The organism is Cupriavidus sp. 10L43_2 (genome assembly GCF_056395265.1).
This window is the reverse complement of the sequence record NZ_JBFTJE010000005.1, coordinates 364,427-390,552: the sequence shown is the minus strand read 5'-3', so window position 1 is coordinate 390,552 and position 26,126 is coordinate 364,427. Positions and strand designations below refer to the sequence as shown.

General features: G+C 66.6%; 19 protein-coding genes and 2 tRNA genes. 13 read left to right on the top strand and 8 right to left on the bottom strand.

What is annotated here, in order from left to right:
* Together AC1DEL_RS10495 and aceE are read right to left on the bottom strand one after the other, a co-directional pair.
* Positions 1 to 320: biotin/lipoyl-containing protein (locus tag AC1DEL_RS10495; protein ID WP_477144980.1), on the bottom strand; the 320-nt coding region annotated here is incomplete at its 3' end.
* Positions 321 to 501: 181 nt separating this feature from the next.
* Positions 502 to 3,189 (bottom strand): pyruvate dehydrogenase (acetyl-transferring), homodimeric type, encoded by a 2,688-nt coding sequence (gene aceE / locus AC1DEL_RS10490; RefSeq protein WP_092292845.1) that lies wholly within the window; start codon positions 3,187 to 3,189, stop codon positions 502 to 504.
* A gap of 328 nt (positions 3,190 to 3,517) precedes the next feature.
* Here aceE and AC1DEL_RS10485 point away from each other — a divergent pair, with 328 nt between their 5' ends.
* The 7 genes from AC1DEL_RS10485 (at position 3,518) to AC1DEL_RS10455 (ending at position 13,484) form a co-directional block, all read left to right on the top strand.
* Entirely contained in the window at positions 3,518 to 6,148 is a 2,631-nt protein-coding gene (locus AC1DEL_RS10485) for a PAS domain S-box protein (protein ID WP_441592166.1), read from the top strand.
* Positions 6,149 to 6,313: 165 nt separating this feature from the next.
* Positions 6,314 to 6,946 carry a response regulator transcription factor gene (locus tag AC1DEL_RS10480; protein ID WP_092292841.1) on the top strand — a complete coding sequence of 211 codons (633 nt, stop codon included), beginning with the start codon at positions 6,314 to 6,316 and terminating at the stop codon, positions 6,944 to 6,946.
* Positions 6,947 to 7,207: 261 nt separating this feature from the next.
* Entirely contained in the window at positions 7,208 to 8,062 is an 855-nt protein-coding gene (gene folD / locus AC1DEL_RS10475; protein WP_092292837.1) for a bifunctional methylenetetrahydrofolate dehydrogenase/methenyltetrahydrofolate cyclohydrolase FolD, read from the top strand.
* Positions 8,063 to 8,184: 122 nt separating this feature from the next.
* Positions 8,185 to 10,272, top strand: a complete 2,088-nt coding sequence (locus tag AC1DEL_RS10470) for a M3 family metallopeptidase (RefSeq protein ID WP_477106749.1) — start codon at positions 8,185 to 8,187, stop codon at positions 10,270 to 10,272.
* Between the two features lie 43 nt (positions 10,273 to 10,315).
* The gene (locus AC1DEL_RS10465; protein ID WP_092292833.1) at positions 10,316 to 10,726 is read left to right on the top strand and encodes a hypothetical protein; all 411 of its coding nucleotides are present in this window, start codon (positions 10,316 to 10,318) and stop codon (positions 10,724 to 10,726) included.
* Between the two features lie 43 nt (positions 10,727 to 10,769).
* Entirely contained in the window at positions 10,770 to 11,567 is a 798-nt protein-coding gene (gene xth / locus AC1DEL_RS10460) for an exodeoxyribonuclease III (protein ID WP_092292831.1), read from the top strand.
* Between the two features lie 27 nt (positions 11,568 to 11,594).
* On the top strand, positions 11,595 to 13,484 hold the full coding sequence (locus tag AC1DEL_RS10455) for a SulP family inorganic anion transporter (RefSeq protein ID WP_441592162.1): 1,890 nt from the start codon (positions 11,595 to 11,597) through the stop codon (positions 13,482 to 13,484).
* A gap of 140 nt (positions 13,485 to 13,624) precedes the next feature.
* Here the strand turns inward: AC1DEL_RS10455 and AC1DEL_RS10450 are convergent, their stop codons facing one another.
* Positions 13,625 to 13,888, bottom strand: coding sequence for a DUF1488 family protein (locus AC1DEL_RS10450; RefSeq protein ID WP_092293309.1), 264 nt, complete (start codon positions 13,886 to 13,888; stop codon positions 13,625 to 13,627).
* 257 nt (positions 13,889 to 14,145) lie between these two features.
* On the opposite strand from AC1DEL_RS10450, the gene AC1DEL_RS10445 reads away from it, so the two are divergent.
* Positions 14,146 to 14,221, top strand: a tRNA-Lys gene (locus AC1DEL_RS10445).
* Positions 14,222 to 14,285: 64 nt separating this feature from the next.
* On the opposite strand, the gene AC1DEL_RS10440 is transcribed toward AC1DEL_RS10445, so the two are convergent.
* Complete coding sequence (locus AC1DEL_RS10440) at positions 14,286 to 15,674, bottom strand: 8-oxoguanine deaminase (RefSeq protein ID WP_477125544.1); 1,389 nt, start codon at positions 15,672 to 15,674, stop codon at positions 14,286 to 14,288.
* A gap of 126 nt (positions 15,675 to 15,800) precedes the next feature.
* A complete protein-coding gene (locus tag AC1DEL_RS10435) occupies positions 15,801 to 16,700 on the bottom strand; it encodes a LysR family transcriptional regulator (protein WP_092292825.1) in 900 nt (299 codons plus the stop codon).
* A gap of 116 nt (positions 16,701 to 16,816) precedes the next feature.
* Between AC1DEL_RS10435 and AC1DEL_RS10430 the strand changes: the two genes are divergently transcribed.
* The 5 genes from AC1DEL_RS10430 to AC1DEL_RS10410 all read left to right on the top strand — a co-directional run bounded on the left by AC1DEL_RS10430 (position 16,817) and on the right by AC1DEL_RS10410 (position 24,439).
* Positions 16,817 to 16,892: transfer RNA gene (locus AC1DEL_RS10430), tRNA-Lys, on the top strand.
* A 216-nt stretch (positions 16,893 to 17,108) separates the two neighbouring features.
* Positions 17,109 to 18,089: a Bug family tripartite tricarboxylate transporter substrate binding protein gene (locus AC1DEL_RS10425; protein WP_477125545.1), complete on the top strand. Its 981-nt coding sequence runs from the start codon at positions 17,109 to 17,111 to the stop codon at positions 18,087 to 18,089.
* Between the two features lie 195 nt (positions 18,090 to 18,284).
* Positions 18,285 to 18,617, top strand: a complete 333-nt coding sequence (locus AC1DEL_RS10420) for a hypothetical protein (RefSeq protein ID WP_441644440.1) — start codon at positions 18,285 to 18,287, stop codon at positions 18,615 to 18,617.
* 291 nt (positions 18,618 to 18,908) lie between these two features.
* Positions 18,909 to 19,430, top strand: coding sequence for a MarR family transcriptional regulator (locus AC1DEL_RS10415; protein ID WP_092292819.1), 522 nt, complete (start codon positions 18,909 to 18,911; stop codon positions 19,428 to 19,430).
* A gap of 131 nt (positions 19,431 to 19,561) precedes the next feature.
* Positions 19,562 to 24,439 (top strand): NAD-glutamate dehydrogenase, encoded by a 4,878-nt coding sequence (locus AC1DEL_RS10410; protein WP_441592157.1) that lies wholly within the window; start codon positions 19,562 to 19,564, stop codon positions 24,437 to 24,439.
* Between the two features lie 55 nt (positions 24,440 to 24,494).
* On the opposite strand, the gene AC1DEL_RS10405 is transcribed toward AC1DEL_RS10410, so the two are convergent.
* From AC1DEL_RS10405 to AC1DEL_RS10395, 3 genes are all read right to left on the bottom strand, one after another.
* Complete coding sequence (locus AC1DEL_RS10405) at positions 24,495 to 24,893, bottom strand: hypothetical protein (RefSeq protein ID WP_092292815.1); 399 nt, start codon at positions 24,891 to 24,893, stop codon at positions 24,495 to 24,497.
* Between the two features lie 78 nt (positions 24,894 to 24,971).
* On the bottom strand, positions 24,972 to 25,190 hold the full coding sequence (locus tag AC1DEL_RS10400; RefSeq protein ID WP_092292813.1) for a hypothetical protein: 219 nt from the start codon (positions 25,188 to 25,190) through the stop codon (positions 24,972 to 24,974).
* Between the two features lie 178 nt (positions 25,191 to 25,368).
* Positions 25,369 to 25,785 (bottom strand): hypothetical protein, encoded by a 417-nt coding sequence (locus tag AC1DEL_RS10395; protein WP_092292811.1) that lies wholly within the window; start codon positions 25,783 to 25,785, stop codon positions 25,369 to 25,371.
* Between the last annotated feature and the right edge of the window lie 341 nt (positions 25,786 to 26,126).

The window sequence follows — 26,126 nt, the reverse complement described above, 5'->3', positions numbered from 1 at the left end:
GGTGCGGGGGCCGGAGCCGCCGCGGGAGCCGGTGCCGGGGCGGCGGCCGGAGCCGGGGCAGGCGCGGCGGCGCCGGCACCTGCCGGCTCCAGCATCACCAGCACCGAGCCTTCGGCCACGTTGTCGCCCACCTTGATGCGGACTTCCTTGACGGTGCCGGCCTGCGGGCTGGGCACGTCCATGGTCGCCTTGTCCGACTCCAGCGTCACCAGCGCGTCTTCCGCGTTGATGGTATCGCCCGGCTTCACGTGCACTTCGATGACGGGTACGGCGTCATAGTCGCCGATATCCGGCACCTTGATTTCAATCGCTTGACTCATTCAGTGTCTCTCCTGGGCAGCCGGCACTCGCGTCTACACACGACAAACGCTCGGCGAGGTTACTCTCGCCTCACGCTTCTGTCACGTTGCCACGCCGCAAGGCGCCGCCGGGCCAGCCGGGGGCGCCCGCGGCGCGGCGGGTGCCGCACTGCGGGGGGGTTCAGGCGTGTAAGTCCGGGAATCAGACCGACATCGGGTTCGGCTTGCTCGGGTCGAGGTTGTACTTCTTGATCGCCTCGGCGACCTTTTCACGACCGATCGCGCCTTCGTCGGCCAGCGCCTTCAGCGCGGCCAGCGTGACCCAGTGGCGATCCACCTCGAAGAAGTGGCGCAGCTTCTCGCGGGTATCCGAGCGGCCGAAGCCGTCGGTGCCCAGCACCACATAGCGGCGCGGCACGAACGGACGGATCTGCTCGGCGAACGCGCGGATGTAGTCCGTGGAGGCGATGACCGGGCCGCGCACGCCCTTGAGCTTCTGGGCGACGAACGACTCGCGCGGCGTCTCGGTGGGGTGCAGCAGGTTGTGGCGCTCGGCGGCATTGCCTTCGCGGGCCAGCTCGGTGAAGCTCGGGCAGCTCCACAGGTCCGACTCGACGCCCCAGTCCTTCTTGAGCAGCTCGGCGGCGGCGATCACCTCGCGGAAGATCGTGCCCGAACCCAGCAACTGCACGCGCGGCGCGTTGCTGTTCTCCACGCCCTTGCGGAACTGGTACATGCCCTGGACGATGTCGCGTTCCACGCCAGCCGGCATTTCCGGGTGCTCGTAGTTCTCGTTCATCACCGTCAGGTAGTAATAGACGTCTTCCTGTTCGGCGTACATGCGGCGCATGCCGTCCTGCATGATCACGGCCAGTTCGTACTGGAACGTCGGGTCATACGAGATGCAGTTCGGGATCACGGCGTGGAACACGTGCGAATGGCCGTCCTCGTGTTGCAGGCCCTCGCCGTTCAGCGTGGTCCGGCCCGAGGTACCGCCCAGCAGGAAGCCGCGCGAGCGCATGTCGGCAGCGGCCCAGCACAGGTCGCCGATACGCTGGATGCCGAACATCGAGTAGTAGATGTAGAACGGGATCATCTGCACGCCGTGCGTCGAGTACGACGTGGCGGCAGCAATCCAGTCGCACATGGCGCCGGCTTCGTTGATGCCTTCCTGCAGCACCTGGCCAGTCTGCGATTCCTTGTAGAACATCAGCTGGTCGTGATCCTGCGGCACGTACTTCTGGCCTTCCTGGTTCCAGATGCCGACCTGGCGGAACAGCCCTTCCATGCCGAACGTGCGCGACTCATCGGGCACGATGGGCACCACGTGCTTGCCAATCTTCTTGTCCTTGAGCAGCGTGTTCAGGATCCGCACGAAGGCCATGGTCGTGGAGACCTCGCGGCCTTCGCCGGTGGCCTTGAGCAGCGCGTCGAACGCGGCCAGCTCGGGCACCGGCAGCGCTTCCGCCTTCAGGCGGCGGCTGGGCAGGTAGCCGCCCAGTTCCATGCGGCGGGCGCGCATGTATTCGAGTTCCTTCGAGCCATCCTCGAAGGTCAGGTACGGCACGTCCTCGATCTTGTCGTCCGTCACCGGGATGTTGAACTGGTCGCGGAACTTGCGGATCGCGTCCACCGGCATCTTCTTCTGCTGGTGGGCCACGTTCATGGCCTGGCCGGCATCGCCCATGCCATAGCCCTTGATGGTCTTGGCCAGGATCAGCGTCGGCTGGCCCTTGTGCTCGCTGGCGGCCTTGTAGGCGGCGTAGATCTTGTGCGGGTCATGGCCGCCACGGTTCAGGCGCCAGATGTCGTCGTCGGACCAGTCGGCCACCATGGCCTTCAGCTCCGGCGTGTTGAAGAAGAACTCGCGCACGTAGGCGCCGTCCTTGGCCTTGAAGGTCTGGTACTCGCCGTCCACGCATTCCATCATGCGTTTCATCAGCAGGCCCTTGGTGTCGCGTGCCAGGAGCTGGTCCCAGCGGCTGCCCCAGACCACCTTGATCACGTTCCAGCCCGAACCGCGGAATTCCGATTCCAGTTCCTGGATGATCTTGCCGTTGCCGCGCACCGGACCGTCCAGGCGCTGCAGGTTGCAGTTGATCACGAAGACGAGGTTGTCCAGCTTCTCGCGGCCGGCCATGCCGATCGCGCCGAGCGATTCCGGCTCGTCGGTCTCGCCGTCACCCAGGAAGGCCCAGACCTTGCGGTCGCCGGCCTTGGCCAGGCCGCGGCTGTCCAGGTACTTCATGAAGCGCGCCTGGTAGATCGCCATGATCGGGCCCAGGCCCATCGAGACGGTCGGGAACTGCCAGAAGTCCGGCATCAGCCACGGGTGCGGGTAGGACGAGATGCCCTTGCCGTCCACTTCCTGGCGGAAGTTGTCGAGTTGCTCGGGGGTCAGGCGGCCCAGCAGGAAGGCGCGCGAGTACACGCCCGGCGCCGAGTGGCCCTGCACGAAGACGAGGTCGCCGCCGCTCTGCTCGGACGGGGCGCGCCAGAAGTGGTTGTAGCCGACGTCATAAAGCGTGGCGGCCGACGCGAACGACGAGATATGGCCGCCCACGTTGGTGTGCTTGTTGGCGCGCAGCACCATGGCCATCGCGTTCCAGCGCGTGTACGAGCGGATGCGGTGCTCGATATCCTGGTCGCCTGGAATGCGGGCCTGCTGCTCCACCGGAATGGTGTTGATGTACTGCGTCTCGGCGTGGAACGGCTGGGTCACGCCGTTCACGCGTGCATATTCGATCTGCTTTTCGATCAGGAAAGCGGCGCGTTCCGCACCTTCGGCCGCCAGCACGCCCTGCAGGGCATCCAGCCATTCATGCGTTTCCTGGGGATCGGCGTCGTTGGCGCTGCTCGCGCCGAGAATCTGCTCTGGTACGGCTGACATGAGACTGTCTCCTGGTGAATTCCTGGCGAGCGCACGAGATCCGCCCGCATTGTCTGGTCGAAGCGATTCTATGGAAGCACAGCAGAGGCTGACAAGCGAAATTTTCAGATTACGGATTCGTTTCTTATAATGTGAAATATTGCGGCGGTGCACCAGAGCGCGCGCGCCGCAGGCCGATGTCGCCCGCGCATTGATCGGACGCCGCTTCCTCGCCAGCCCTGGCCGGGGCACGATCCGCGCAAACTTGAGCAGGTGCCGCATAGGCGCTTTCCCCAAGCGACGCACCGCAATAATCCCTATACACTGGCCGGTCAGCCGTCAATCCCTTATGCAGTTCCTCCAACGACTCCTCTCCGGCCTGCGCACGGCCATGCTTCCCCCAAATCCCTCCGGGGCCGTGACCCCGGCCACGGTGGAAGCGTCTGCCGCTGCGCACCATGCCGCCCAGCACGCGGCCCACGCCGGACGCGACGGCGATCCCCATGACGACGTGGCGCACGACGCCGCCGACGCCCACGAAGCCGACGGCCCCTTCGCCGCCGCGCCGCGCCGCCTCTGGTGGCTGCGCTGGCGCAACCTCGTGGCGACGAGCTGGTTCATGTTCATCCCGCTCGTGGCGATTGTGCTCTTCACCGTGGCGATGGGCGTCATCCTGTGGTCGCTGCACGAGACGGAGCGCCAGCAGCAGCGCGACGCCCTGTACCGCGACGCCGCCTGGGCGCAGCAGCGCGTGCGGCTCTCCCTGCTGAGCAACCAGGACCAGCTGGCCTCGCTGGCGCGCGACATCGCCGCCGCGCAGCTCGACCAGGGAGCCTATCGCACGGCCGCGCAGGAAATCTTGCGAGAGAACCCGGAAATCGTCTTTGTGAACTGGCTCGATGCCACGCGGCGCGGCCGCTGGTCGCTGCCGTCCACGTCGGAGTTTGCCGGCCGGTTGCGGGAGACCGTCGACCATCCGCTGGAGCCGGAAGTCCTCGACACCTTCGACGCCGCCCGCGAGACCCAGCGCGTGGTCTACTCCCGCCCGCTGATGAACGACCGCGGCGACAGCTTCATGCTGATGGAAGTGCCGATCGTGCGGGACAACGAGTTCCTCGGCACCCTCGGCGCGCTCTATTCGATCAACGGCATCCTGACCCACCTGCTGCCGCCCGAGCTGACGGAGCGCTACCGCTTCTCGCTCATCGACAAGAACAACCAGACGCGCGCGAGCACGTCGCTGCGGCCCGTGCCGGGCAATGCGCTGTCGTACGAAGTGCTGCTTGATCCACCTGGACACTCGCTCTCGCTGCGCGCGGATGCCTACCCGCCGCCATCGAACCTGCCTAACAACATGCTGCTGTGGCTGGTGGTGGGGCTGTCCTGCTTCCTGCTCTGGAGCCTGTGGAGCATGTGGCGGCACACCAGCCGCCGCTCCGAGGCGCAGCGCGCCCTGCTGGCCGAGACCTCGTTCCGCCGGGCGATGGAAAACTCGATGCTGATCGGCCTGCGCGCGCTCGACCTGAACGGCCGCATCACCTATGTGAATCCCGCCTTCTGCCGCATGACGGGCTGGTCCGAGGGCGCCCTGGTCGGCCGCGTGCCGCCGTTCCCCTACTGGCCGCCCAACGACCAGCAGGAGATGCAGAAGCAGATCGACCTGACGCTGCAGGGCAAGTCGCCCGCCACCGGCTACGAGATGCGCGTGATGCGCCGCGACGGCAGCAGCTTCTTCGCGCGGATGTACGTCTCGCCACTAGTAGACGGCCGGGGCCGCCATACGGGCTGGATGAGTTCGATGACGGACATCACCGAGCCCAAGCGCGCCCGCGAGGAACTGGCCGCCGCACACGACCGCTTCACGACCGTGCTGGAAAGCCTGGACGCCGCCGTGTCCGTGCTGGCCACCGACAAGGCCGAGCTGCTGTTCGCCAACCGCTATTACCGGCAGCTGTTCGGCTGGGAGGCCGAGGGGCACCTGAAACTGGCCGGCGACGACTTCGACCGCGAGCAGATGTCGAGCGACAACACTGACTTTGTCGACGCCTACGCCGGCCTGCCGGCCTCGGAGCTGATGCCGTACGCGTCCGACGCGCGCGAGGTCTTCGTGCCAGACATGCAGAAATGGTTCGAAGTGCGCCGCCGCTATATCCAGTGGGTGGACGGCCACCTGGCGCAGATGCAGATCGCCACCGACATCACGGTGCGCAAGGCCGCCGAGGAAATGGCGCGCCAGCACGAGGAACGGCTCCAGTTCACCAGCCGCCTGACCACGATGGGCGAGATGGCGTCGTCGCTGGCGCACGAACTGAACCAGCCGCTGGCGGCCATCAATAACTACTGCATGGGTGCCGTGGCGCGGCTCCATTCGGGGCGCAGCACGCCCGAAGACCTGATTCCGGTGCTCGAAAAGACGTCGGCGCAGGCCGTGCGGGCGGGCACCATCATCAGCCGCATCCGGGGGTTCGTGAAGCGCAGCCAGCCGCAGCGGCGCGAGGCATCCCTCCACGATATCGTGGCGGACGCCGTGGGCCTGGCCGACCTGGAAGCCACGCGCCGCCGCGTGACCATCCTCACCCGCCTGCCTGCCCCCCCGCTGCTGCTGTACGTGGACCCGGTGCTGATCGAGCAGGTGCTGGTGAACCTGCTCAAGAACGCTGTGGAAGCCATGGCCGGGCTGCCTGCCATGCGCGCCGCCGGCGTGGTGCGCCTGCATGCGCGTATCGAGCCGGTGGAGTTCGGCCAGTGCGTCTGCATCGACGTGATCGACCAGGGCCCGGGCGTGGACGAAACCACCAAGGAGCGCCTGTTCGAGCCGTTCTTCAGCACCAAGTCCGACGGCATGGGCATGGGCCTGAACATCTGCCGCTCGATCATTGAATCCCACCAGGGCCGGCTCTGGGTGGAAAACAATGTGGACGGGATCGGCTGTACGTTTAAAATCACGCTGCCGCTGCAGCCTGCGCTCCCCGAGCAATAAGCCCGGGCACCCCGGCGAGACAGACGCGATGAGACCTTCCGCCGCGGGGCTTGGGTGGGTCGCCGCAGATCTGCCACTCGACCGGATAGTGTTGCGCACGCCGCCAGACGGTTACACTTAGTTGCAAACGACTTGGTCGTTAACGAATTTGCCCCAGGAGACTTCATGACCGCAACGCCCAGTCCCACTCCGCATCGTGGCGAGACCGTGTTCATCGTCGATGACGATGAAGCCATGCGCGACTCGCTGACCTGGCTGCTGGAGGGCAATGGCTACCAGGTGCGCAGCTTCAACAGCGCCGAGCAGTTCCTGTCCGCCTACGATGCCGGCCAGGTGTCCTGCCTGATCCTGGACGTGCGCATGCCCGGCATGAGCGGCCCGGAACTGCAGGAACGCATGCTGGCCGAGCACATCGACATTCCCATCGTGTTCATCACCGGCCACGGCGACGTGCCGATGGCCGTGTCCACGATGAAGCGCGGCGCGATCGACTTCATCGAGAAGCCGTTCGACGAATCCGAGCTGCGCGCGCTGGTGGAGCGCATGCTCCAGAAGGCCCGAACGGACCATTCGGCCGCCCGCGAGCAGCGCGCCGCCAAGGACCTGCTGGGCAAGCTGACCACGCGCGAGCAGCAGGTGCTGGAGCGCATCGTGGCCGGCCGCCTGAACAAGCAGATCGCCGACGACCTGGGCATTTCCATCAAGACGGTGGAGGCGCACCGCGCCAACATCATGGAAAAGCTCAACGTGAACACCGTGGCGGATCTGCTGCGACTGGCACTGTCGCGCAACAGCTGATCGGCTGGATGGACGGGGAAAAAACGGCGCAAAGGCGCCGTTTTTTTATGGATCGTCGATCAGGAGGTTGGCGGAAAAAGTAATGCAAACAGCACAATCATGCCGAACTGGGTGTGCCACAAACTGTCCCGTCCGAGCAGCTTGCACCGCGCCAACTGCCCGCCGATGGGCGCCAAACCCTTATAATCCGGCTTTGTCCGCGACGCCGCCGCCACGCGCGCGCCGCCTGCCCCGACTTCCCAGCCTCTCCCGCAGAATCCCATGCCCGCCCAACTGATCGACGGCAACGCCCTTGCCAAACAAATCCGTACCGAAGCCGCCCAGCGCGCCGCCCGCCTGACCGAGAAGGGTCACCAGCCCGGCCTCGCCGTGGTGCTTGTGGGCGAGGATTCCGCCAGCCAGGTCTATGTGCGCAACAAGGTCAAGGCTTGCGAGGACAACGGTTTCCATTCGTCGCTGGACCGCTATCCGGTCGATCTGTCCGAAGCCGACCTGCTGGCGCGCATCGACGAACTGAACGACGACCCGAAGATCCACGGCATCCTGGTGCAACTGCCGCTGCCGAAGCACATCGACAGCCACAAGGTGCTCGAAGCCATCGCCCCGGAAAAGGACGTGGATGGCTTCCACGTGGCCAACGCCGGCGCGCTGATGACCGGCGCCCCGTTGTTCCGCCCGTGCACGCCCTATGGGTGCATGAAGATGCTGGAATCGATCCAGTACCCGCTGCGCGGCGCGCGTGCCGTGGTGGTGGGCGCCTCGAACATCGTCGGCAAGCCGATGGCCATGCTGCTGCTCCAGGCCGGCGCAACCGTAACGATCTGCAACAGCAAGACGCGCGACCTGGCCGCCCATACGCGCGAGGCCGATGTGATCGTGGCCGCCGTGGGCCGCCGCAACATCATCACCGCCGATATGGTCAAGCCGGGCGCCGTGGTCATCGACGTCGGCATGAACCGTGACGATGCCGGCAAGCTGTGCGGCGACGTGGACTTCGCCGGCGTGCGCGAGGTGGCCGGCCACATCACCCCGGTGCCGGGCGGTGTGGGGCCGATGACGATCACGATGCTGCTGATCAACACCCTCGAAGCCGCCGAGCGCGAAGCCGGCCTGTAATCCGCCGGCCGCCGGGCCCCAATCGGCCCGATAGGAAAGTCGAACTGGAAATTTCCGCGCAGACGCCTCATCTTTGCACGTGTGAACGTATAAAGACCGAGGCTCGCCAACCGAGAACCGCCATGACCGTGAACAACGACCGCGCTACCAATCCCCTGCTCGACTTTACCGACCTGCCCCGCTTTGCCGAGATTCGTCCCGAGCACATCAGCCCGGCGCTGGACGTGCTACTGGCCGACGCCCAGGCTGGCGTGGCCCGCGCCGAAGACCCGGCCACCCCGGCCACCTGGACCAGCGCCGTGGAAGCCCTGGAGGCCGCCACCGAGCCGCTCGGCCGCGCCTGGGGCGTGGTGGGCCACCTGAGCGCCGTGGCGGACACGCCCGAACTGCGCAAGGTCCACACCGACAACCTGCCCCGCATGACCGAGTTCTGGTCGTCGCTGGGCCAGAACCTCGCGCTGTTCGAGAAGTACAAGGCCGTGGCCACCGGCCCCGAGTTCGCGGGCCTGACGCCGGCGCGCAAGCAACTGCTCGAAAACGAGCTGCGCGGCTTCCGCCTCGGCGGCGCCGAGCTGCCCGAAGACCGCAAGCCGCGCTTCGCCGAGATCCAGGAGCAGCAGGCCCAGCTTTCCAAGGCCTTCTCGGACCACGTGCTCGACGCCACCAATGCCTACGCCCTCTATATAGAAGACGAGGCGCGCCTGGCCGGCATTCCCGCCGATGCGAAGGAAGCCGCCGCCATCGCCGCGCAGAAGGACGAGAAGGCCGGCTGGAAGTTCACCCTGCACTTCCCGTCGTACTACCCGGTGCTGCAATATGCCGATGACCGCGCGCTGCGCCAGACCATGTACGAAGCGAGCGTGACGCGCGCCTCGGAACTCGGTGCGCAGTACGGCAGCGGGCAGGCCGACTGGGACAACACCGCCAACATGCGCGAGCAGCTGACGCTGCGCCGCGAGGAAGCGCAGATGCTTGGCTACAACAACTACGGCGAGGTCTCGCTCGTGCCGAAGATGGCCGAGTCGCCGGCCGACGTGCTCAAGTTCCTCGACGAACTGGCCGTCAAGGCGCGCCCCTACGCCGAGCGCGACTGGGCCGAGCTGCGCCAGTTCTCCGCCGCCGAGCTGGGCCTGGCCGAGCTGAAGCCGTGGGATGTGGCCTACGCCTCCGAGAAGCTGCGCCAGCAGCGCTATTCGTTCTCGGACGACGAAGTGAAGCAGTATTTCCAGGAGCCGAAGGTGCTCGAAGGGCTGTTCGGCGTGGTCGAGAAGCTGTTCTCGGTCAGCATCCGCCCGGACGAAGCCCAGACCTGGCACAAGGACGTGCGCTTCTACCGCGTAGTGTCGCCGCAGGGCGCCCTGCTCGCCCAGTTCTACATCGACCTCTACGCACGCGAAGGCAAGCGCGGTGGCGCCTGGATGGACGATGCGCGCGGCCGCAAGGAACGCGACAACGGCACCGTGCAGACCCCGGTGGCGTACCTGACCTGCAACTTCACGGCGCCCGTGGGCGGCAAGCCGGCGCTGTTCACGCACGACGAGGTCATCACGCTGTTCCACGAGTTCGGCCACGGCCTGCACCACATGCTGACGCAGGTGGGCGACCTCGGCGTGTCCGGCATCAACGGCGTGGAGTGGGATGCCGTGGAACTGCCGTCGCAGTTCATGGAGAACTTCTGCTGGGAATACGAGGTGCTGGCGAAGATGACCGCCCACGTCGAGACCGGCGCCCCGCTGCCGCGCGCGCTGTTCGACAAGATGCTGGCCGCCAAGAACTTCCAGAACGGCATGATGACGCTGCGCCAGATCGTCTACTCATCGTACGACATGCACCTGCACACCGACTATGACCCGCAGGGCCAGACCTCGGTGCTGGAACTGTCGCGCGAGATCAACGACAGCAAGCACGTGGTGCCGCAATCGCCGCTGTCGCGCTGGCCGAACACGTTCAGCCACATCTTCGCGGGCGGCTACGCGGCGGGCTACTACAGCTACAAGTGGGCCGAAGTGCTGTCCGCCGATGTCTACGCCGCGTTCGAGGAAGCCGGACAGCTGTCCGGCAGCGTGCTCGATTCAGCCACTGGCGAGCGGTATCGGCGCGAGATCCTGTCGGTGGGCGGCAGCCGCCCGGCGATGGAATCGTTCGTGGCCTTCCGTGGCCGCGCCCCGCAGATCGACGCGCTGCTGCGTCACGGAGGCATGGCGGCGTAATCGTCACATTTCTTTCCCGCTTCGCTGACCAGGCGCCCGGCTCATGGACTTTCCTTTCCCGATTCGTCAGGAATGTCCGCCGGGCGCTTGCGTCTGCAACCGGGAGGTCTTGCTTGACGATCCCCAGGCCGACCATCGCATCCTGCGGCTGACGCAGCAGGAGGAAAAGAAGCTCGTGGCCCGGCTGGAGCAGCTCACCTCGCTCGAGGAACTGCGGCACATGGAAGCCCGGATGGCCGAGTTGCTAGGCATCGAGGTGACCATCACGCCGAGCGCGAACGAAGTCCGCACGACGCGCGGCTTCCGCATCGAACTGGCCGACCGCCCGGGCCTGTGCCGCAAGACCCGCCAGAATATTCCCGCCGCGATTCGCCGCTGCATGGACGCCCATCCGGAAATCGCCTACGCCATCCTCGATCAGGGCGACCTGCTGGGTGGCGGTTTGGGCGAATGAGCCTCCCTCCCCGACTAATAAGAACACTCCACACCGAACAACGATGAGAATCGCCTCCTGGAACGTCAACTCCCTCAAGGTGCGCCTGCCCCAGGTGCTGCAATGGCTTGCCGCGCAGGACGCCGCCGGCACGCCCATCGACGCGCTCTGCCTCCAGGAACTCAAGCTGCCCGACGACAAGTACCCGCTGGCCGAACTCGAGGCGGCTGGCTTCCATAGCGTCTACACGGGCCAGAAGACGTACAACGGCGTGGCGATCGTCGCCCGTGACGGCACCATGCCGGCCGCCGCCGACGTGGTGCGCAACATCCCCGGCTACGAGGACGCCCAACAGCGCGTGGTAGCCGCCACCTATGGCGACGTGCGCCTGATCAGCGCCTACTTCCCCAACGGCCAGGCGCTCGATTCGGACAAGTTCGTCTACAAGCTCGACTGGCTCCAGGCCATCACCGGGTGGCTGCGCGAGGAAATGACGCGCTACCCCAAGCTGGCGCTGCTCGGCGATTTCAACATCGCCCCGGAAGACCGTGACGTGCACGACCCCGCCAAGTGGGAGGGCCAGAACCTGGTCTCGCCCCAGGAGCGCGACGCCTTCAAGGCGCTGATCGCGATGGGCCTGGTCGATTCGTTCCGCCTGTTCGAACAACCGGAGAAGATGTTCTCCTGGTGGGACTACCGGATGATGGGCTTCCGCCGCAACGCGGGCCTGCGCATCGACCACATCCTGCTGTCTCCCGCGCTAGCGGCGGCCTGCACGACTTGTGGCATCGACAAGGAGCCGCGCCGCTGGGAGCAGCCGTCGGACCATACGCCGGTCGTGGCCACGCTGAAACTCGACTGAACGGCGCGGCTGCGGCATCATCGTCGGATGACTGCGCCCCCGCTTTCCCCACCATCCCCGCCATCCCCTAAACCGGCGGCGGATGCCGGCAATCGCCTGCTCCGGCTGTTCCCATGGCGCCACCGCGTAACGCGGGCCGCGCTGCGCGCCGATCTCATCGCCGGGCTGCTCGGCGCCGTGCTGGTGCTGCCGCAGGGCGTGGCGTTTGCCACGCTGGCCGGCCTGCCACCGCAGTACGGCATCTATACCGCCGTGGTGCCGTGCATCGTCGCGGCGCTGTTCGGTTCGAGCTGGCATGTGATGTCGGGGCCGACCAATGCCAACTCGCTGGCGCTGTTCGCCATGCTGAGTCCGGTGGCGTTCGTCGGCAGCCCAGCCTATATCGCGCTGGCGCTGGCCGTGACGATCCTCGTCGGGGTGTTGCAGCTGGCGGTGGGCGCCCTGCGGCTGGGGTCGCTGGCCAACTTCATCTCGCCGTCGGTGCTGCTCGGCTTCACCTGCGGCGCGGCCACGCTGATCGGACTCTATGCCTTGAAGGACCTGTTCGGGCTGGCGGTGCCCACCGGCACCAGCGCGTTCGGCGTGGTCCGCTTCCTGTTCGAGAATGCCGCCACGATCAACTGGAGCGCGGTCATTGTCGGCGCGGTCACGCTGGCGGTCACGCTGGTGGTGCGGCGCATCTCGCGCCGGCTGCCGTTCATGCTGATCGGGCTGGTGGGCGGCTTCGGCGTGGCGCTGGCGCTCAACCACTGGGACGGCGCGCACCATGTGAACGTGGTCGGGCCGATTCCGTCGGCGTTGCCGCCCTTCCAGGTGCCGGACATCAACTGGCGTACCGTGCCGGACCTGCTCGGCATTGCCGCCGCACTGACCATTGTCGCGCTCGGGCAGTCGATCTCGATCGCCAAGGCTGTTGCGGCGCGCTCGGGCCAGCATGTGGATGCCAACCGCGAGTTCATCGGCCAGGGGCTCTCCAATATCGCGGGCGGATTGTTTTCCAGCTATATCTCGTGCGGCTCGCTGAACCGGTCGATGCCGAACTTCGAGGCCGGCGCGCAGACGCCGCTGGCCAGCGTGTTCTCGGCGGTGCTGCTGGTGGTGCTGGTCATGGTCAGCGCCCCGCTGCTGGCGCAGATCCCGCTGGCGGCCATCGCAGCAATGCTGCTGCTGGTGGCCTGGGGCCTGCTGGACCTGGCACGGCTGCGGCGCATCGCCGACCTCTCGCGCACGGAGTTCGCCATCGCGGTGGGCACCTTCGCCGCTACGCTGGTGATCCGGCTGGAGATGGCGGTGCTGCTCGGCACCATCCTGTCGCTGGTGGCCTACCTGTACCGCACCTCGCGTCCGGCCGTGCGTAGCCTCGTGCCCGACGCAGACGATCCCGGCCGCCGCTTCACCCCGCTCGACGAACTCCGTCGCCCGCAGCCCGAATGCCCGCAGCTGAAGCTGCTACGCATGGAAGGCGCGATCTACTTCGGCGCGGTGCAGTACGTGACGGACCGGCTGCACTGGCTGCGCACGGTCAACCCCGGCCAGACGCGCCTGCTGGCGATGACCAAGAGCATGAACTTCATCGACCTGGCCGGCGCCGAGATGTGGGAGACGGAACTGGCCGAGCGGCGCGCGGCCGGCGGCGACCTCTACTTCCACCGTCCGCGCACGCAGGTGCTGGAGACGTGGGAGCAGACCGGCTTCACCGACAAGCTCGGGCGCGACCACATCTTCCAGACCAAGCGGCAGGCGCTGCACACGATCGTCCGGCAACTATCCCCGGAAATCTGCGCGCAATGCCACGTGCGCATCTTCGAGGAATGCGCACAGCAGCCCGGCGGCGCGGAAGCGCCCGCACCAGTGCCAGCAGATGCCGAAGCGGCTCACGCACCGGAGACCGGCACGCAGGAAACCGCCAAGACCTAGGCCCTGAACCGGTAGGGAAAACGTAGAAAACTAAGGGATGTAGCCAGAATGTGCGCCGGTCGGCCGGTAGGGAAACCGTGCCGAAACCGGCGGCGGAGGGTTGCTGCCGTCGCCTTACACGGACGCCGTTGCCGACGCCATCAGACTGGCGCCACGTGGGCGCGCTTCACCACGACCGGCTGGGGCACGCCCTGCTCGATCAGTACCACGGCGGCGCGCTCGATGGTCTCGCGACCGGCGCGGAACGCCTCTTCCAGCGACAGCACCTGGTCGGCACTGAAGCCTTCCCACAGTGCCTCGCGTGTCACCACGCAGGTCACTTGCTCACCATCGACAATCGCGTGGAACAGCAGGCCCTCATTATTGATGTCGTAGCGATCTTGCTCTTGGAATTTGATTTCCATCATCACAGCCCTCCATATGCAAGTGGAGAAGCATCCTAACATGGCTCGACGCCAATCGTCTGCGATCCCCTGCACTGTGCCATGTGAATGCGATTCGTCTCACTGACCAGCGCGACGGGATGCAAGTTCCGTCGGCATGGCGCCGAGCGCAACAGGGTCGCACGGCGACATGACAATGCCGTGAGCGCCACTGGCGCGGGGCCATGCATGGAATATTTGACAACGCTGAAAACGGTGATAAAATCTCGGTCTTCGTTGGGGCGTTAGCTCAGTTGGTAGAGCAGCGGACTCTTAATCCGTAGGTCGAGTGTTCGAGTCACTCACGCCCCACCAGCGAATTCAAAAAGCCCGGAATCAGCAATGATTCCGGGCTTTTCTTATTCTTGGTCCGCCTGCATCAATCCGCGCCGGCCGCCCGCTCGAACAGCGTGCGCGCCAGCCGGCGGTGATCGCCAAGCACCACGGGCAGGTCGGCCGTCAGCAGTTCGCCGTCGCGCACCACCACGCGGCCGTTGATGATGCTCGTGGCCACATTGCCCGGCGTGCAGAAGACCAGTGCCGCCACCGGATCATGCCCGGCGCCCGCGTAGCCCACGCCCGACATGTCGAAGGCGACGATGTCCGCCGACATGCCCGGGGCCAGCGCGCCGATATCGTCACGGTTCAGCACCCGCGCGCCGCCGAGGGTGGCAATCTCCAGCGCCTCGCGCGCGCTCATCGCCGCCGGGCCGAAGCCCACGCGCTGCAGCAGCATGGCCTGGCGCGCCTCGCCCAGCATATGGGCGCCATCGTTCGATGCACTGCCGTCCACGCCCAGGCCCACCGGCACGCCGGCATCCCGCATCCGGCGGATCGGCGCGATGCCGGACGCCAGCCGCATGTTCGAGCACGGGCAATGGGCCACGCCCGTGCCGGTGCGCGCGAACAGCGCCACGCCCTCGTCGTCCAGCTTCACGCAGTGCGCGTGCCAGACATCGTGACCGACCCAGCCCAGCTCCTCGGCGTACTGCGCCGGCGTGAGGCCGAATTTCTCGCGCGAATAGGCGATGTCGTTGTCGTTCTCGGCCAGGTGGGTGTGCAGGGAGACGCCGTAGTGGCGTGCCATGACCGCCGACTCGCGCATCAGGTCACGCGAGACCGAGAACGGCGAGCACGGCGCCAGCACCATGCGAAGCATGGCGTGGCGGGAATCGTCGTGATACAGCTCCACCAGCCGCTGGCTGTCGCGCAGGATGGCGGTTTCCGACTCCACCACCACGTCCGGCGGCAAGCCACCCTGGCTGCGCCCGACGCTCATCGAGCCGCGCGCCGCGTGGAAGCGCATGCCCATCTGCCGCGCCGCCTCGATCGAATCATCCAGCCGCGACCCGTTCGGATACAGGTAGAGGTGATCGCTCGTCGTCGTGCAGCCGGACAGCATCAGCTCGGCCATCGCCGTCTGCGTGGATACGCGGATCATCTCCGGCGTGAGGTGCGACCACAGCATGTAGAGATTGGTCAGCCACGAGAACAGCTCGGCATCCTGCGCGGCCGGCACGGCGCGCGTCAGGCTCTGGTACATGTGATGGTGCGTATTCACCAGCCCCGGCATAACCACGTGGCCGCGCATATCGATGACTTCGGCGCGGCCTTCGTCGGCCATGCGCCGCCAAGCTTCCGGGAGATCCGCGGTGGGGCCGACCCACTCGATGGCGGGGCCGTTGGCGACCAGCGCGCCGTCCGCGATTTCGCGGCGTTGCGTGTCCATGGTCACGAGGACATCGGCGTGCTGGAGGATCAGGGTCATGGCGTAGGTGTATCGAAGTTGCGGACACCCCGGAGTCTACTGGCGCCACCCAGCGCGCCAAAGCGTCAAATTTCGACGTAGGTGTCCACAATTTGTGGACAGGTCGCCGCGCAAGAGCCCACCAAGTCAGCGGAACAACCCGTCCAGCGCTGCGCCGATGGCCTGCGCCATCAACTCGCCCGCCGCGCTCATCGGCCCGCGCGCCCGCGCCACTAGCCGCAGAGTCTGGCGCTGCAGGCCCCCATCGCGCAACGGTACGAAAACCAGCGCGCCGCGCGCGCGGTCTTCCATCACATCAAGCGGATTGAGTAGCGCCACGCCGCCGCCGGCCGCCGCCAGGCGCTGGATCAGCACCACCGAGGTCGATTCCACAGCGGGTGTGACGTCGATCGATTGGCGGGCGAAGGCGTCGTCCACCAAGGCGCGGATCGACAGTGTCGGCGCGGGCAGGATCAACGGATAGCCGGCCACCTCGGCGAGCAGCGCGGAGGGCTGCGCGGCCAGCGGATGACCGGGCGCGACCACCGCGCCAATCGACCAGTCACGGCTCGCGGCCACGCGGAAGGCGGCCACTTCGGGCAGGTCGTAGCCGAGCCCGAGGTCAGCATCGCCCTGCTCCACCGCGGCGACGATGCCGTCCACCGGCAGGTCCGCCACGCGCACGGCGATGCCCGGATGCTGCTGGCGGAAGTCGTGGACGAGCGAGGGCATCAGCGCGCCGGCCAGCCCGGAGGTGGTGGCCACGGTAACCATGCCGCGCCGCGCGCCCTTGATCTCGGCGATGCGCGCCTGGAGCGCGTCGTGCTCGCGTAGCGTCTGGCGCACATGGGCGAGCACCATCTCGCCCAGCGGCGTCAGGTGCAGGCGTTTGTGGATGCGCTCGAACAGCGGCGCGCCCAGTTCGGCCTCCAGATCGAGGATCTGGCGATTGATGGCCGTCGGCGCCACATGCAGATGCTCGGCCGCGCGGCGGATGGAGCCGCGCCGGACCACCTCGTCGAAATACCGCAGAACGCGCGCGTGCATGGAGATGCCCGGAAGCCGAAGTGCGCGCATTGTAATCCGCTGGCATTGCGGTGCAAAAAAATGCGCCGAGGGGCTTGCGTCGTATTCGGTACCTTGCTACAATCTTTTTCTTCGTTGGGGCGTTAGCTCAGTTGGTAGAGCAGCGGACTCTTAATCCGTAGGTCGAGTGTTCGAGTCACTCACGCCCCACCAGCGAATTCAGAAAAGCCCGGAATCCACAAGGTTCCGGGCTTTTTGCTTTGCATCGACGTTTTTGCTTCGCCTCAGCGGCATTGCGCCGCACTTTCCCGCCCGCCACCGGGTTCTCACCGATTTCCCTGCAGAACCCTTTCAGGGTTGAATGCCTGTCAACGCACATCACGGAACGAAGTTCCGTATTGCGGAACTAGACAATACCGGAGGCATCTCTTGAAAGCAGTTCTGAAAGCGGGCGCGGCCGTCGCCCTGGCCATGCTGGGCCTGGCACAAGCGGGCATCGCCCACGCGCAGGCGTATCCCAACAAGCCGATCCGCCTGATCGTACCGTTCGCGGCGGGCGGCACCACCGACATCGTCGGCCGCGCCGTGTCCGACGCACTGGGCCGCGAGCTGGGCCAGCCCGTGGTGGTGGAGAACCGTGGCGGTGGCGGCGGCGCAATCGGCGCCGACGCGCTGGCCAAGTCCGCGCCGGACGGCTACACGCTCGGCATCGCCACCGTGAGCACGATGGCGACCAACCCGGCCACCAACGCCAAGAATCCGTACGATCCGATCAAGGACTTCGCGCCGATCACCAACCTGGTGAACGTGCCGAACGTGCTGACCGTGAACCCGAAGGTGCCGGCGAAGAATCTCGAGGAATTCGTCGCACTGCTGAAGGCCAACCCGGGCAAGTACAGCTACGCCTCGGCCGGCAAGGGCAGCATTTCGCACCTCGATGGCGAGCTGTTCAAGTACATCACCAAGGCCGATATGGTCCACATTCCTTACCGTGGATCGGGCCCCGCCCTGAACGACACGCTGGCCGGCCAGGTCAACGCCCAGTTCGACAACCTGCCGTCGTCGATGCCCTTCATCCAGTCCAGCCGCCTGCGCGCGCTGGCTGTCGCCGCGCCCAAGCGCGTGGAAGGCCTGCCTGACGTGCCCACCTTCGCAGAGGAAGGCATGAAGGACATGAACAACATGGCCTGGTACGGGCTGGTGGCACCGGCCGGCACGCCGCCGGCCATCGTCGCCAAGATCCACGATGCGGCGATCAAGGCACTTCAGGACCCCGCCGTGAAGAAGCGCCTGCATGACAGCGGCGCCTATCCGGACGGCAACACCTCGCAGCAGTACGCCGCCCAGATCAAGCGCGAACTGGACCTCCGCAAGAAGATCGCGGTGGACCAGAACATCACGCTGGAGTAATACCTGCCTCCCCTGCCGCCACCGTGGTGTGGCGGCAGCATCGCCCGAGCGCAGGATCTACAAAATTGCTGGCTGCTGCACGCGCACCCCGGTACAGTAGTAACAAAGCCATTTTTCTCATCTGCTGTATCTGTACGGAATCTGACGACCTCCGACGAATTCCCGGATATGGCGCATTACCTGCGAGGATTGAAGATGCTGAAGAAGACCGTACCGACCCTGATCATTGCTGCGCTGGCCGGCCTGGGCACCATGCAACTGGCGCACGCACAGAAGAACTACACGGACGGTGGCGACATCCACAGCGGCAGCCATACCAAGAAGGCCAGCCCGCACGCCAACACGGCCAAGTCCGGCAAGTTCGACCCGTACACCGACGGCGCGAAGAAGTCCACGCAGACCGATCTCGCCCCGAAGAAGGCCGATCCGTACACGGACGGCGCCAAGGTCGGCAAGGCTGACCCGTACACCGATGGTGCGAAGTCCGGCAAGCCTGACGTCTACACCGACGGCGCCAAGAAGCAGTAAGCGACCCAGGTCGTCGTTTTGCGAAAGCAGCCCGCGCATGTCGCGGGCTGTTTTGTTTTTGGGGCCACACGCCCCCGCCACGAGGTGCGCACGGCACCTCGTGCAAAAGGCTGATTAGGACTTACCCGATCTGTCACACCCATGTCCATACATTACTGATAGTGTCTCGCCTACCGGATGACCCGCCCACTATCAGAGGCAGGCAGCGGTGCCGCCCGGGCCGGCCAATGCACCGGCCCATGCACAGACGATGCAAGCAGGCGGCAAACCCAGATTGGGAGACCTGAGCCAATGCAGCCGAAAGCACTCGAAATCAATGAGCCGATCGTGCTCGCGCTTGTCGACGCCGTGACCGCGTGGCAAGCCGCCCTCGAACAGACCTTGTCTGTCTCGGGGCTGACCTATCCGAAATGGCTGTTGCTGCGCGCCATCCACACCGGCACCTTCCGCCGCGGATTGCCGTTGTCGGCCGCCGTGTTCATGGACGTGGCCCAGACCGAACGGCTGCTCAACGAGTTGCGCGAGGAAGGCTGGCTGGCGTTCGAGGCCAATGGCGCCCCGCGCATTGCGGCCAGCGCCGCCGCGCGGCTGGACCGTGCCGGCCAGGGCGTGAAGGCCCTGCACTCGGTCTCGGTGGGCCAGTTCAATGCCGAGGAGCGCGTGGCGCTGACCGGCCTGCTGCATCGCATGACCGGCACGCTGCAGGACCATGCCGAGCGCCATCGCCGCAATGCCGCATGGGAGCGCTCCGAAAGCTCCGTGGTCGTACCGCCCGAGGTCGGCCGCGCCGCGCTGCGCGCCGTGGCCGCCTGACCCGCTTGCGCTTCATCTGATCCCCGGGCGCCTCGCCCGTCTCAACCTGCCCGCTGACGTGTTTTGTCACCCGGGCAGGTCAAAACTTTCCTACAGTATGAGCATGCACCGGCACACGCCGAGGAGATGCCATGCCTCCGGAAAACGAAGAAAAAGTCGCGCAGTTGCTGGATGACCTCGTCGCGCTCGCGCGCGAGCGGCTCCCCGCCGCCACGTTCGAGGTGCTGGAACCCCTGCTGCGCCACTACTACGACCTGGCCGATGCCGAGGACCTGCTCGCACGCAACGTGGCGGACCTCTACGGCGCGATCATGGCCCATTGGCAGACCGCCCAGAAGTTCGTGCCGGGCACCGCGCGCGTGCGGGTCTACAACCCGAAGCTCGAGGAACACGGCTGGCACTCCGACCATACGATCATCGAGATCGTCAACGACGACATGCCGTTCCTCGTCGATTCGATCACGATGGAGATCAACCGGCTCGGCCTGACGCTCCATTCGACCATCCACCCGGTCTTCAACATCTGCCGCGATGCCAAGGGCACGATCCTGCGGGTGGGCCTGGGCGGGCGGAACGACGCCGGCCCGGCCGGCAACACCACCTGCCGGCTCGAATCGTTCATGCATTTCGAGGTGGACCGCACCGGCGAAGGCGCCCGGCTGGAAACGCTGCGCGCCGGCATCGCCCGCATCCTCGGCGATGTGCGCGCCGCCGTGGAAGACTGGCCGCGCATGCAGCAGGTGGCCGAGGACACCGTCGCCAGCATGGGCCGCGCGCCGGACGCCGCGAGCCCGGAATCGGTGGAGGCCCGCGCCTTCCTCGAATGGCTGCTCGACGACCATTTCACCTTCCTCGGCCAGCGCGACTACGAGCTGGTGCCACGCGACGGCCAGTACTTCCTGCGCGGCGTGCCGGGCTCGGGCGCGGGCATCCTGCGCGAAGCGCTGCGCGATCCGGGCGAGGACGACCTGACCCCGCTGCCCGCCGCCGCCGCGAGCGTCATCGAAGGGGCCTCGCCAATCTTCCTGACCAAGGCCAACTCGCGCGCGACCGTCCATCGGCCCGGCTATCTCGACTATGTGGGCGTGAAGCTGCTCGACGCCAACGGCAAGCTGTTCGGCGAACGGCGCTTCGTGGGGCTGTACACGTCAACGGCCTATATGGTCAGCACCAGCGAGATTCCGCTGGCGCGGCGCAAGTGCGCCAACATCCTGGCGCGCGCCGGTTTCCTGACCAAGGGCCACCTGTACAAGTCGCTGGTCACCATCCTCGAGCAATATCCGCGCGATGACCTGTTCCAGGCCGACGAGGACGAGCTGTTCGAGATCGCCATCGGCATCCTGCGGCTGCAGGAGCACCAGCGCATCCGGCTGTTCGTGCGGCGCGACCGCTTCGACCGATTTATCTCGTGCCTGGTCTTCGTGCCGCGCGACAAGTACAACACCGACCTGCGCCAGCGCATCCAGAAGCTGCTGGTGGAGGCGTTCCATGGCACCAGCTGCGAGTTCACGCCGCTGCTGTCCGAATCCCCGCTGGCGCGCATCCAGCTCACCGTGCGTGGCGAGCCGGGCACCATGCCCGAGGTGGACACCCGCGAGCTGGAAGAGCGCATCGTGCAGGCCACGCGCCGCTGGCAGGACGACCTGGCCACCGCGCTCCACGTCAGCCGGGGCGAGGAACAAGGCATCGTGCTGCTGCGCCGCTACTGCGACGCCTTCCCCGCCGGCTACCGCGAGGACTACGCTGCCCGCACCGCCGTGCGCGACATCGAGCTGATGGAGCACGCGCGCCAGCACCCGAGCGGCCTCGCCATGAACCTGTACCGGCCCATCGAGGCCGCGCCGGGCGCGTTCCGCTTCAAGGTCTTCCGCGCCGGGGAGCCCATCGCGCTGTCCCTGAGCCTGCCGATGCTCGAACACCTGGGCGTGCGCGTGGACGAGGAGCGCCCCTACCTGATCGAGCCCGATGCCGGCGCGCCGGTGTGGATCCACGACTTCGGCCTGGAGATTGCCGCTGACCCCGAGGGCCGCCCTCTGGACGTGGAGATCGAGCGCGTGAAGCCGCTGTTCGAGGACGCCTTCGCGCGGGCCTGGAACGGCGAGATCGAAAACGACGATTTCAATCGGCTCGTCCTACGCGCCGGGCTGGCCGCGCGCGACGTGACCATCCTGCGCGCGTTTGCCAAGTACCTGCGGCAAGTGGGCTCGACCTTCAGCAATGCCTATATCGAGCGCGCGCTGACCAGCAATCCGAATATCGCCGCGCTGCTGGTGGCGCTGTTCGTGGCCCGCTTCGACCCTGCCGTGGCCACGCCGGGTGACGAGACGCGCACCCAGCGCCTGCTGGCCGAGATCGACGCCGCGCTAGACAAGGTGCCCAACCTCGACGAGGACCGCATCCTGCGCCTGTTCCTGAACGTGATCGCGGCCACGGTGCGGACCAACTACTTCCACCGCGACGCGGAGGGCCAGCCGCGCCCCTACGTCTCATTCAAGTTCAATCCGGCGCTGGTGCAGGGCCTGCCCGAGCCACGGCCGATGTTCGAGATCTGGGTCTACTCGCCGCGCGTGGAGGGGGTGCATCTGCGCGGCGGCCGGGTGGCCCGGGGCGGGCTGCGCTGGTCGGACCGGCGCGAGGACTTCCGCACCGAGGTGCTGGGCCTGATGAAGGCGCAGATGGTGAAGAACGTGGTGATCGTGCCGGTGGGCTCGAAAGGCGGCTTCGTGGTCAAGCGCCCGCCGCCCGCCACCGACCGCGACGCCTATCTGGCCGAAGGCGTGGCCTGCTACCAGACCTTCCTGCGCGGGCTGCTCGACCTGACCGACAACCTCGTCTCCGGCGACATCGTGCCGCCGCCCGAAGTGGTGCGCCACGACGAATCGGACCCCTACCTCGTGGTGGCCGCCGACAAGGGCACCGCGACGTTCTCCGACTACGCCAACGCCATCTCGGGCGAGTACCGCTTCTGGCTCGACGACGCCTTCGCGTCGGGCGGCTCGGTCGGCTACGACCACAAGAAGATGGCGATCACCGCGCGCGGCGCGTGGGAGAGCGTGAAGCGCCATTTCCGCGAGATGGGCGTTGATATCCAGACCACGCCGTTCACGGTAGTGGGCATCGGTGACATGTCCGGCGACGTGTTCGGCAACGGCATGCTGCTTTCTCCGCACATCAAGCTGCTGGCCGCGTTCGACCATCGGCACATCTTCCTCGACCCGGACCCCGACTGCGCCAGGAGCCTGGCCGAGCGCGCGCGGCTATTCGCCCTGCCCCGTTCGAGCTGGGCCGACTATGACACCGCGCTGATCTCGGCCGGCGGCGGCATCTATCCGCGCACGGCCAAGACCATCGCGCTCACGCCCCAGGTGCAGGCGGCGCTGGGGATCACGACCAGCACGCTGTCGCCGGCGGACCTGATCCACGCGCTGCTGATGGCGCCCGTCGACCTGCTCTACAACGGCGGCATCGGCACCTACGTCAAGGCTGCGTCCGAGACCCATCAGCAAGCCGGCGACCGCACCAACGATGCGGTGCGCGTGAACGGCGCCGAACTGCGCTGCAAGGTGGTGGGCGAAGGCGGCAATCTCGGCTTCACCCAGCTTGGCCGCATCGAGTTCGCGCGCAAGGGGGGCCGGATCAATACCGATGCCATCGACAATTCGGCCGGCGTCGATTGCTCCGATCACGAGGTCAATATCAAGATTCTGCTAGGCATCGTGATGGCCGACGGCGAGATGACCATCAAGCAGCGCAATACGCTGCTGGCCGAGATGACCGACGAGGTGGGCCTGCTGGTGCTCCAGGACAACTACTACCAGACCCAGGCGCTCTCCGTGGCGGGCCGTCAGGCCACGGAACTGCTCGACGCCGAGGCGCGGCTGATCCGCTGGCTCGAGCGCGCGGGCCGGCTCAACCGTCCGCTCGAATTCCTGCCGCCCGAGGACGAGATCGCCGAACGCAAGGCGCTCGGCGCGGGGCTGACGTCGCCCGAGCGTGCGGTGCTGCTGGCCTATAGCAAGATGTGGTTGTACGATGAGTTGCTGGTCTCGGACCTGCCCGAGGACGCGCTCGTCTCGACGCTGTTGGCCGACTACTTCCCCGAGCCGCTGCGCGTGCGCCATGCCGAGCCGATGCAGCGGCATCCGCTGCGGCGCGAAATCCTCGCCACGCACCTGACCAACATCCTCGTGAACCGCGTCGGGCCGACCTTCGTCCATCATCTGATGGAGGAGACCGACGGGCGTCCGGCCGATATCGTGCGCGCCTGCCTGCTGGCGCGTGACGTGTTCGGGCTGTCCGGGATCTGGGCGCGCATCGACGCCTTCGACAACCGCGTGGACGACGCCATCCAGGCGCAGATGTTCGGCGCGCTGGCGCGGCTGCTCGAGCGCGCCACGCTCTGGTTCGTGCGCTACCTGCGCGGCGGCGGCACGGTAGAGCCCGGCGCGACGCGCTTCGTCGAAGCCGCGCGCTGGCTCACGCCGCAACTGCCCAAGCTGCTGCCGCCCGAGGGCGCAGAGGCCATGGCCGAGCGGGCGATGACGCTGATCGAAGCCGGTGTGGACGACGACCTCGCCCTGCGCGTGGCCGCCAGCGATGCGGCTGCGGCCGCGCTCGACGTGGCCGAGGTTGCAGCCGCCTGCCAGCGCAGCCTGGACACCGTGGCAGCGGTCTACTTCGCCCTCGATTCGGAACTCAATTTCGGATGGCTGCGCGAGCGCGCGTTCTCACTGCCGGCGGACACACACTGGGACCTGCTCGCCCGCACGACCACGCTGGAAGACCTGGGGCGGCTCAAGCGCGCGCTGACGACCAGCGTGCTGGGCCAGTCGCGCGAGGTGGAGGACGCCCCGGCGCTGATCGAGGACTGGCGCAAGAGCCGACAGGTGGCGCTGGACCGCTTCGCACAGATGCTGGCCGACCAGCGCGCGTCGGGCGCCACGGGGGCCTCGGCGTTGTCGATGCTGTCCGTTGCAGTGAAGGAAATCGGCTTGCTGGAGCGCGCCTGACCGGCCCCAGGCGGCGGGCGCTGATTGACGGCTAGCGACGGCTAGTGGCTAGCCGTCAGCGCTCGTCGATGTCGATGACATCGTCATCGTCGTCCATGTCGCGCAGCGCGGGCAGGTCGTCGTCTTCGGCGCCGTCAAGGTCGTCGCTGCCGTCGCCGCGCGCGCGGAACTCCAGACCCAGGCGGAGGAAGAGGTCGAACGCATCGGCCAGCAGGTGCTTCTGACGCGGCAGCAAGCTCGCGTACGGCATGTCGTAGATCGACTGGTGCGTGCCGCGCGCCCCCTTCAGGCCGCGGTCGCGCGCAATGTCGGACAGCAATGCGGCGAAGCCGGACAGGTCCTGCGCGGCCAGCGCGGCATTGAGCACGCGGGCAATCACTTGTGGGGATGCACCTGACCATCCAATGAGCTCGGCATTGGAGGCGGCGTCGTGGGATAAGTCGCTGATGTCCATCTCCGTCTTAACGGTCCCACAGTCGCCGGCTTGAGGCGTCTTGCTTTTCGCCATGCGCGTCGACCCCCTTTACGTCGATCAGCTCCGTCGAGCTTTCGGCGGCGCGGCATCCGCGCCCGAGGCTTCGCGCCGGAGTTGCTTGTAGTCGATGCTGCCGTCCGCACGATGCGAGGCCATCAGGCGGTTGCGCGCGCCGCAGAGCGGGCAGCGGAAGATGGGGCCCTGCCCCTCGTTCTTGATCACCACCTCGGCGGGCTTCCAGCGCGCACCACAGGGTTGGTTCTGACATACAAACATCACGGACTCCAAAAGACGCTGCAAATCGTAACACGTGTGTCTGTCGCGTCACACCATGCAGGGCCGCCATTTGGCCCCTACCTTGGCGGGATAGCGGGCGTCACAGCGGCGTTATGTTGAGAATAGATTGGGATCGATCAGGCCACGAAGCGTGCTTCGTTTTACCGAATCTGCGACATCAGCCGTTGTTCTGGACCCAGTGCCGTGCCCAGGCGCCAGCCGCCATGCGTGCCTCGGCAGCGGTCGGATACGTGGCCGGCGGACCGCCCGCCTCCTGCACTATCGCGCCGGCCTCCCAGATATCGCACCAGGCCTTGTACCGTGCCGGAGCGAGCGCCTGCCAGAACAGGTGCACCACGAAGCCGCGGTATTCGAACATGTCCGCGCCGCTCTCCGGCGCCGCGGACGGTGCCCGGGCGGCATCCTCGACGGGCGAGGCAGCCGGCGAGACATCCGCCGAGACATCCGGAGACAAATTCGCGGACACATCGGTCCGTGCGCGAGACATGGCGCGCATCGCGCACAGGCTCGCGGCCATCGCGCCGACCAACACGCCCGCGCCAAACCAGCAGGCCCTGAGTTCACGTTGCCCCATCGCGCCCTCCCGCAGCGATGCTCTCCTATGGCGAGACGCGCAGGAGAATCGGAGGTTCCCTGATTTCAGGTTATACCAAAGCGACCTGCACGGTGCATTCAAACGGCGCCGCCGCAACCCATAATGAAAAACGCCGCGCCGAGAAAATCGGGCGGCGTTTCTTCGTCGGGGGATTACGTACGGAACGCGCCGTTCATTCGAGGAGTTTCACCACCGTGGTCAGCAGCCAGCCAACCGCCATACAGGCACCGACCCAGCCGGTGCCGATCAGGAAAACATCACGCCAACTCATGACTCACCCTGCGTTTCAAATCATCGTCCTAGGCTAGGCCACGATGCCG

What these genes read in the sequence shown, in the direction of transcription:
- aceE (WP_092292845.1), bottom strand. Translation starts at nt 3,189, where the DNA reads ATGTCAGCCGTACCAGAGCAGATTCTCGGCGCGAGCAGCGCCAACGAC.
- AC1DEL_RS10485 (WP_441592166.1), top strand. Translation starts at nt 3,518, where the DNA reads ATGCAGTTCCTCCAACGACTCCTCTCCGGCCTGCGCACGGCCATGCTT.
- AC1DEL_RS10480 (WP_092292841.1), top strand. Translation starts at nt 6,314, where the DNA reads ATGACCGCAACGCCCAGTCCCACTCCGCATCGTGGCGAGACCGTGTTC.
- folD (WP_092292837.1), top strand. Translation starts at nt 7,208, where the DNA reads ATGCCCGCCCAACTGATCGACGGCAACGCCCTTGCCAAACAAATCCGT.
- AC1DEL_RS10470 (WP_477106749.1), top strand. Translation starts at nt 8,185, where the DNA reads ATGACCGTGAACAACGACCGCGCTACCAATCCCCTGCTCGACTTTACC.
- AC1DEL_RS10465 (WP_092292833.1), top strand. Translation starts at nt 10,316, where the DNA reads ATGGACTTTCCTTTCCCGATTCGTCAGGAATGTCCGCCGGGCGCTTGC.
- xth (WP_092292831.1), top strand. Translation starts at nt 10,770, where the DNA reads ATGAGAATCGCCTCCTGGAACGTCAACTCCCTCAAGGTGCGCCTGCCC.
- AC1DEL_RS10455 (WP_441592162.1), top strand. Translation starts at nt 11,595, where the DNA reads ATGACTGCGCCCCCGCTTTCCCCACCATCCCCGCCATCCCCTAAACCG.
- AC1DEL_RS10450 (WP_092293309.1), bottom strand. Translation starts at nt 13,888, where the DNA reads ATGGAAATCAAATTCCAAGAGCAAGATCGCTACGACATCAATAATGAG.
- AC1DEL_RS10440 (WP_477125544.1), bottom strand. Translation starts at nt 15,674, where the DNA reads ATGACCCTGATCCTCCAGCACGCCGATGTCCTCGTGACCATGGACACG.
- AC1DEL_RS10435 (WP_092292825.1), bottom strand. Translation starts at nt 16,700, where the DNA reads ATGCACGCGCGCGTTCTGCGGTATTTCGACGAGGTGGTCCGGCGCGGC.
- AC1DEL_RS10420 (WP_441644440.1), top strand. Translation starts at nt 18,285, where the DNA reads ATGCTGAAGAAGACCGTACCGACCCTGATCATTGCTGCGCTGGCCGGC.
- AC1DEL_RS10415 (WP_092292819.1), top strand. Translation starts at nt 18,909, where the DNA reads ATGCAGCCGAAAGCACTCGAAATCAATGAGCCGATCGTGCTCGCGCTT.
- AC1DEL_RS10410 (WP_441592157.1), top strand. Translation starts at nt 19,562, where the DNA reads ATGCCTCCGGAAAACGAAGAAAAAGTCGCGCAGTTGCTGGATGACCTC.
- AC1DEL_RS10405 (WP_092292815.1), bottom strand. Translation starts at nt 24,893, where the DNA reads ATGGACATCAGCGACTTATCCCACGACGCCGCCTCCAATGCCGAGCTC.
- AC1DEL_RS10400 (WP_092292813.1), bottom strand. Translation starts at nt 25,190, where the DNA reads ATGTTTGTATGTCAGAACCAACCCTGTGGTGCGCGCTGGAAGCCCGCC.
- AC1DEL_RS10395 (WP_092292811.1), bottom strand. Translation starts at nt 25,785, where the DNA reads ATGGGGCAACGTGAACTCAGGGCCTGCTGGTTTGGCGCGGGCGTGTTG.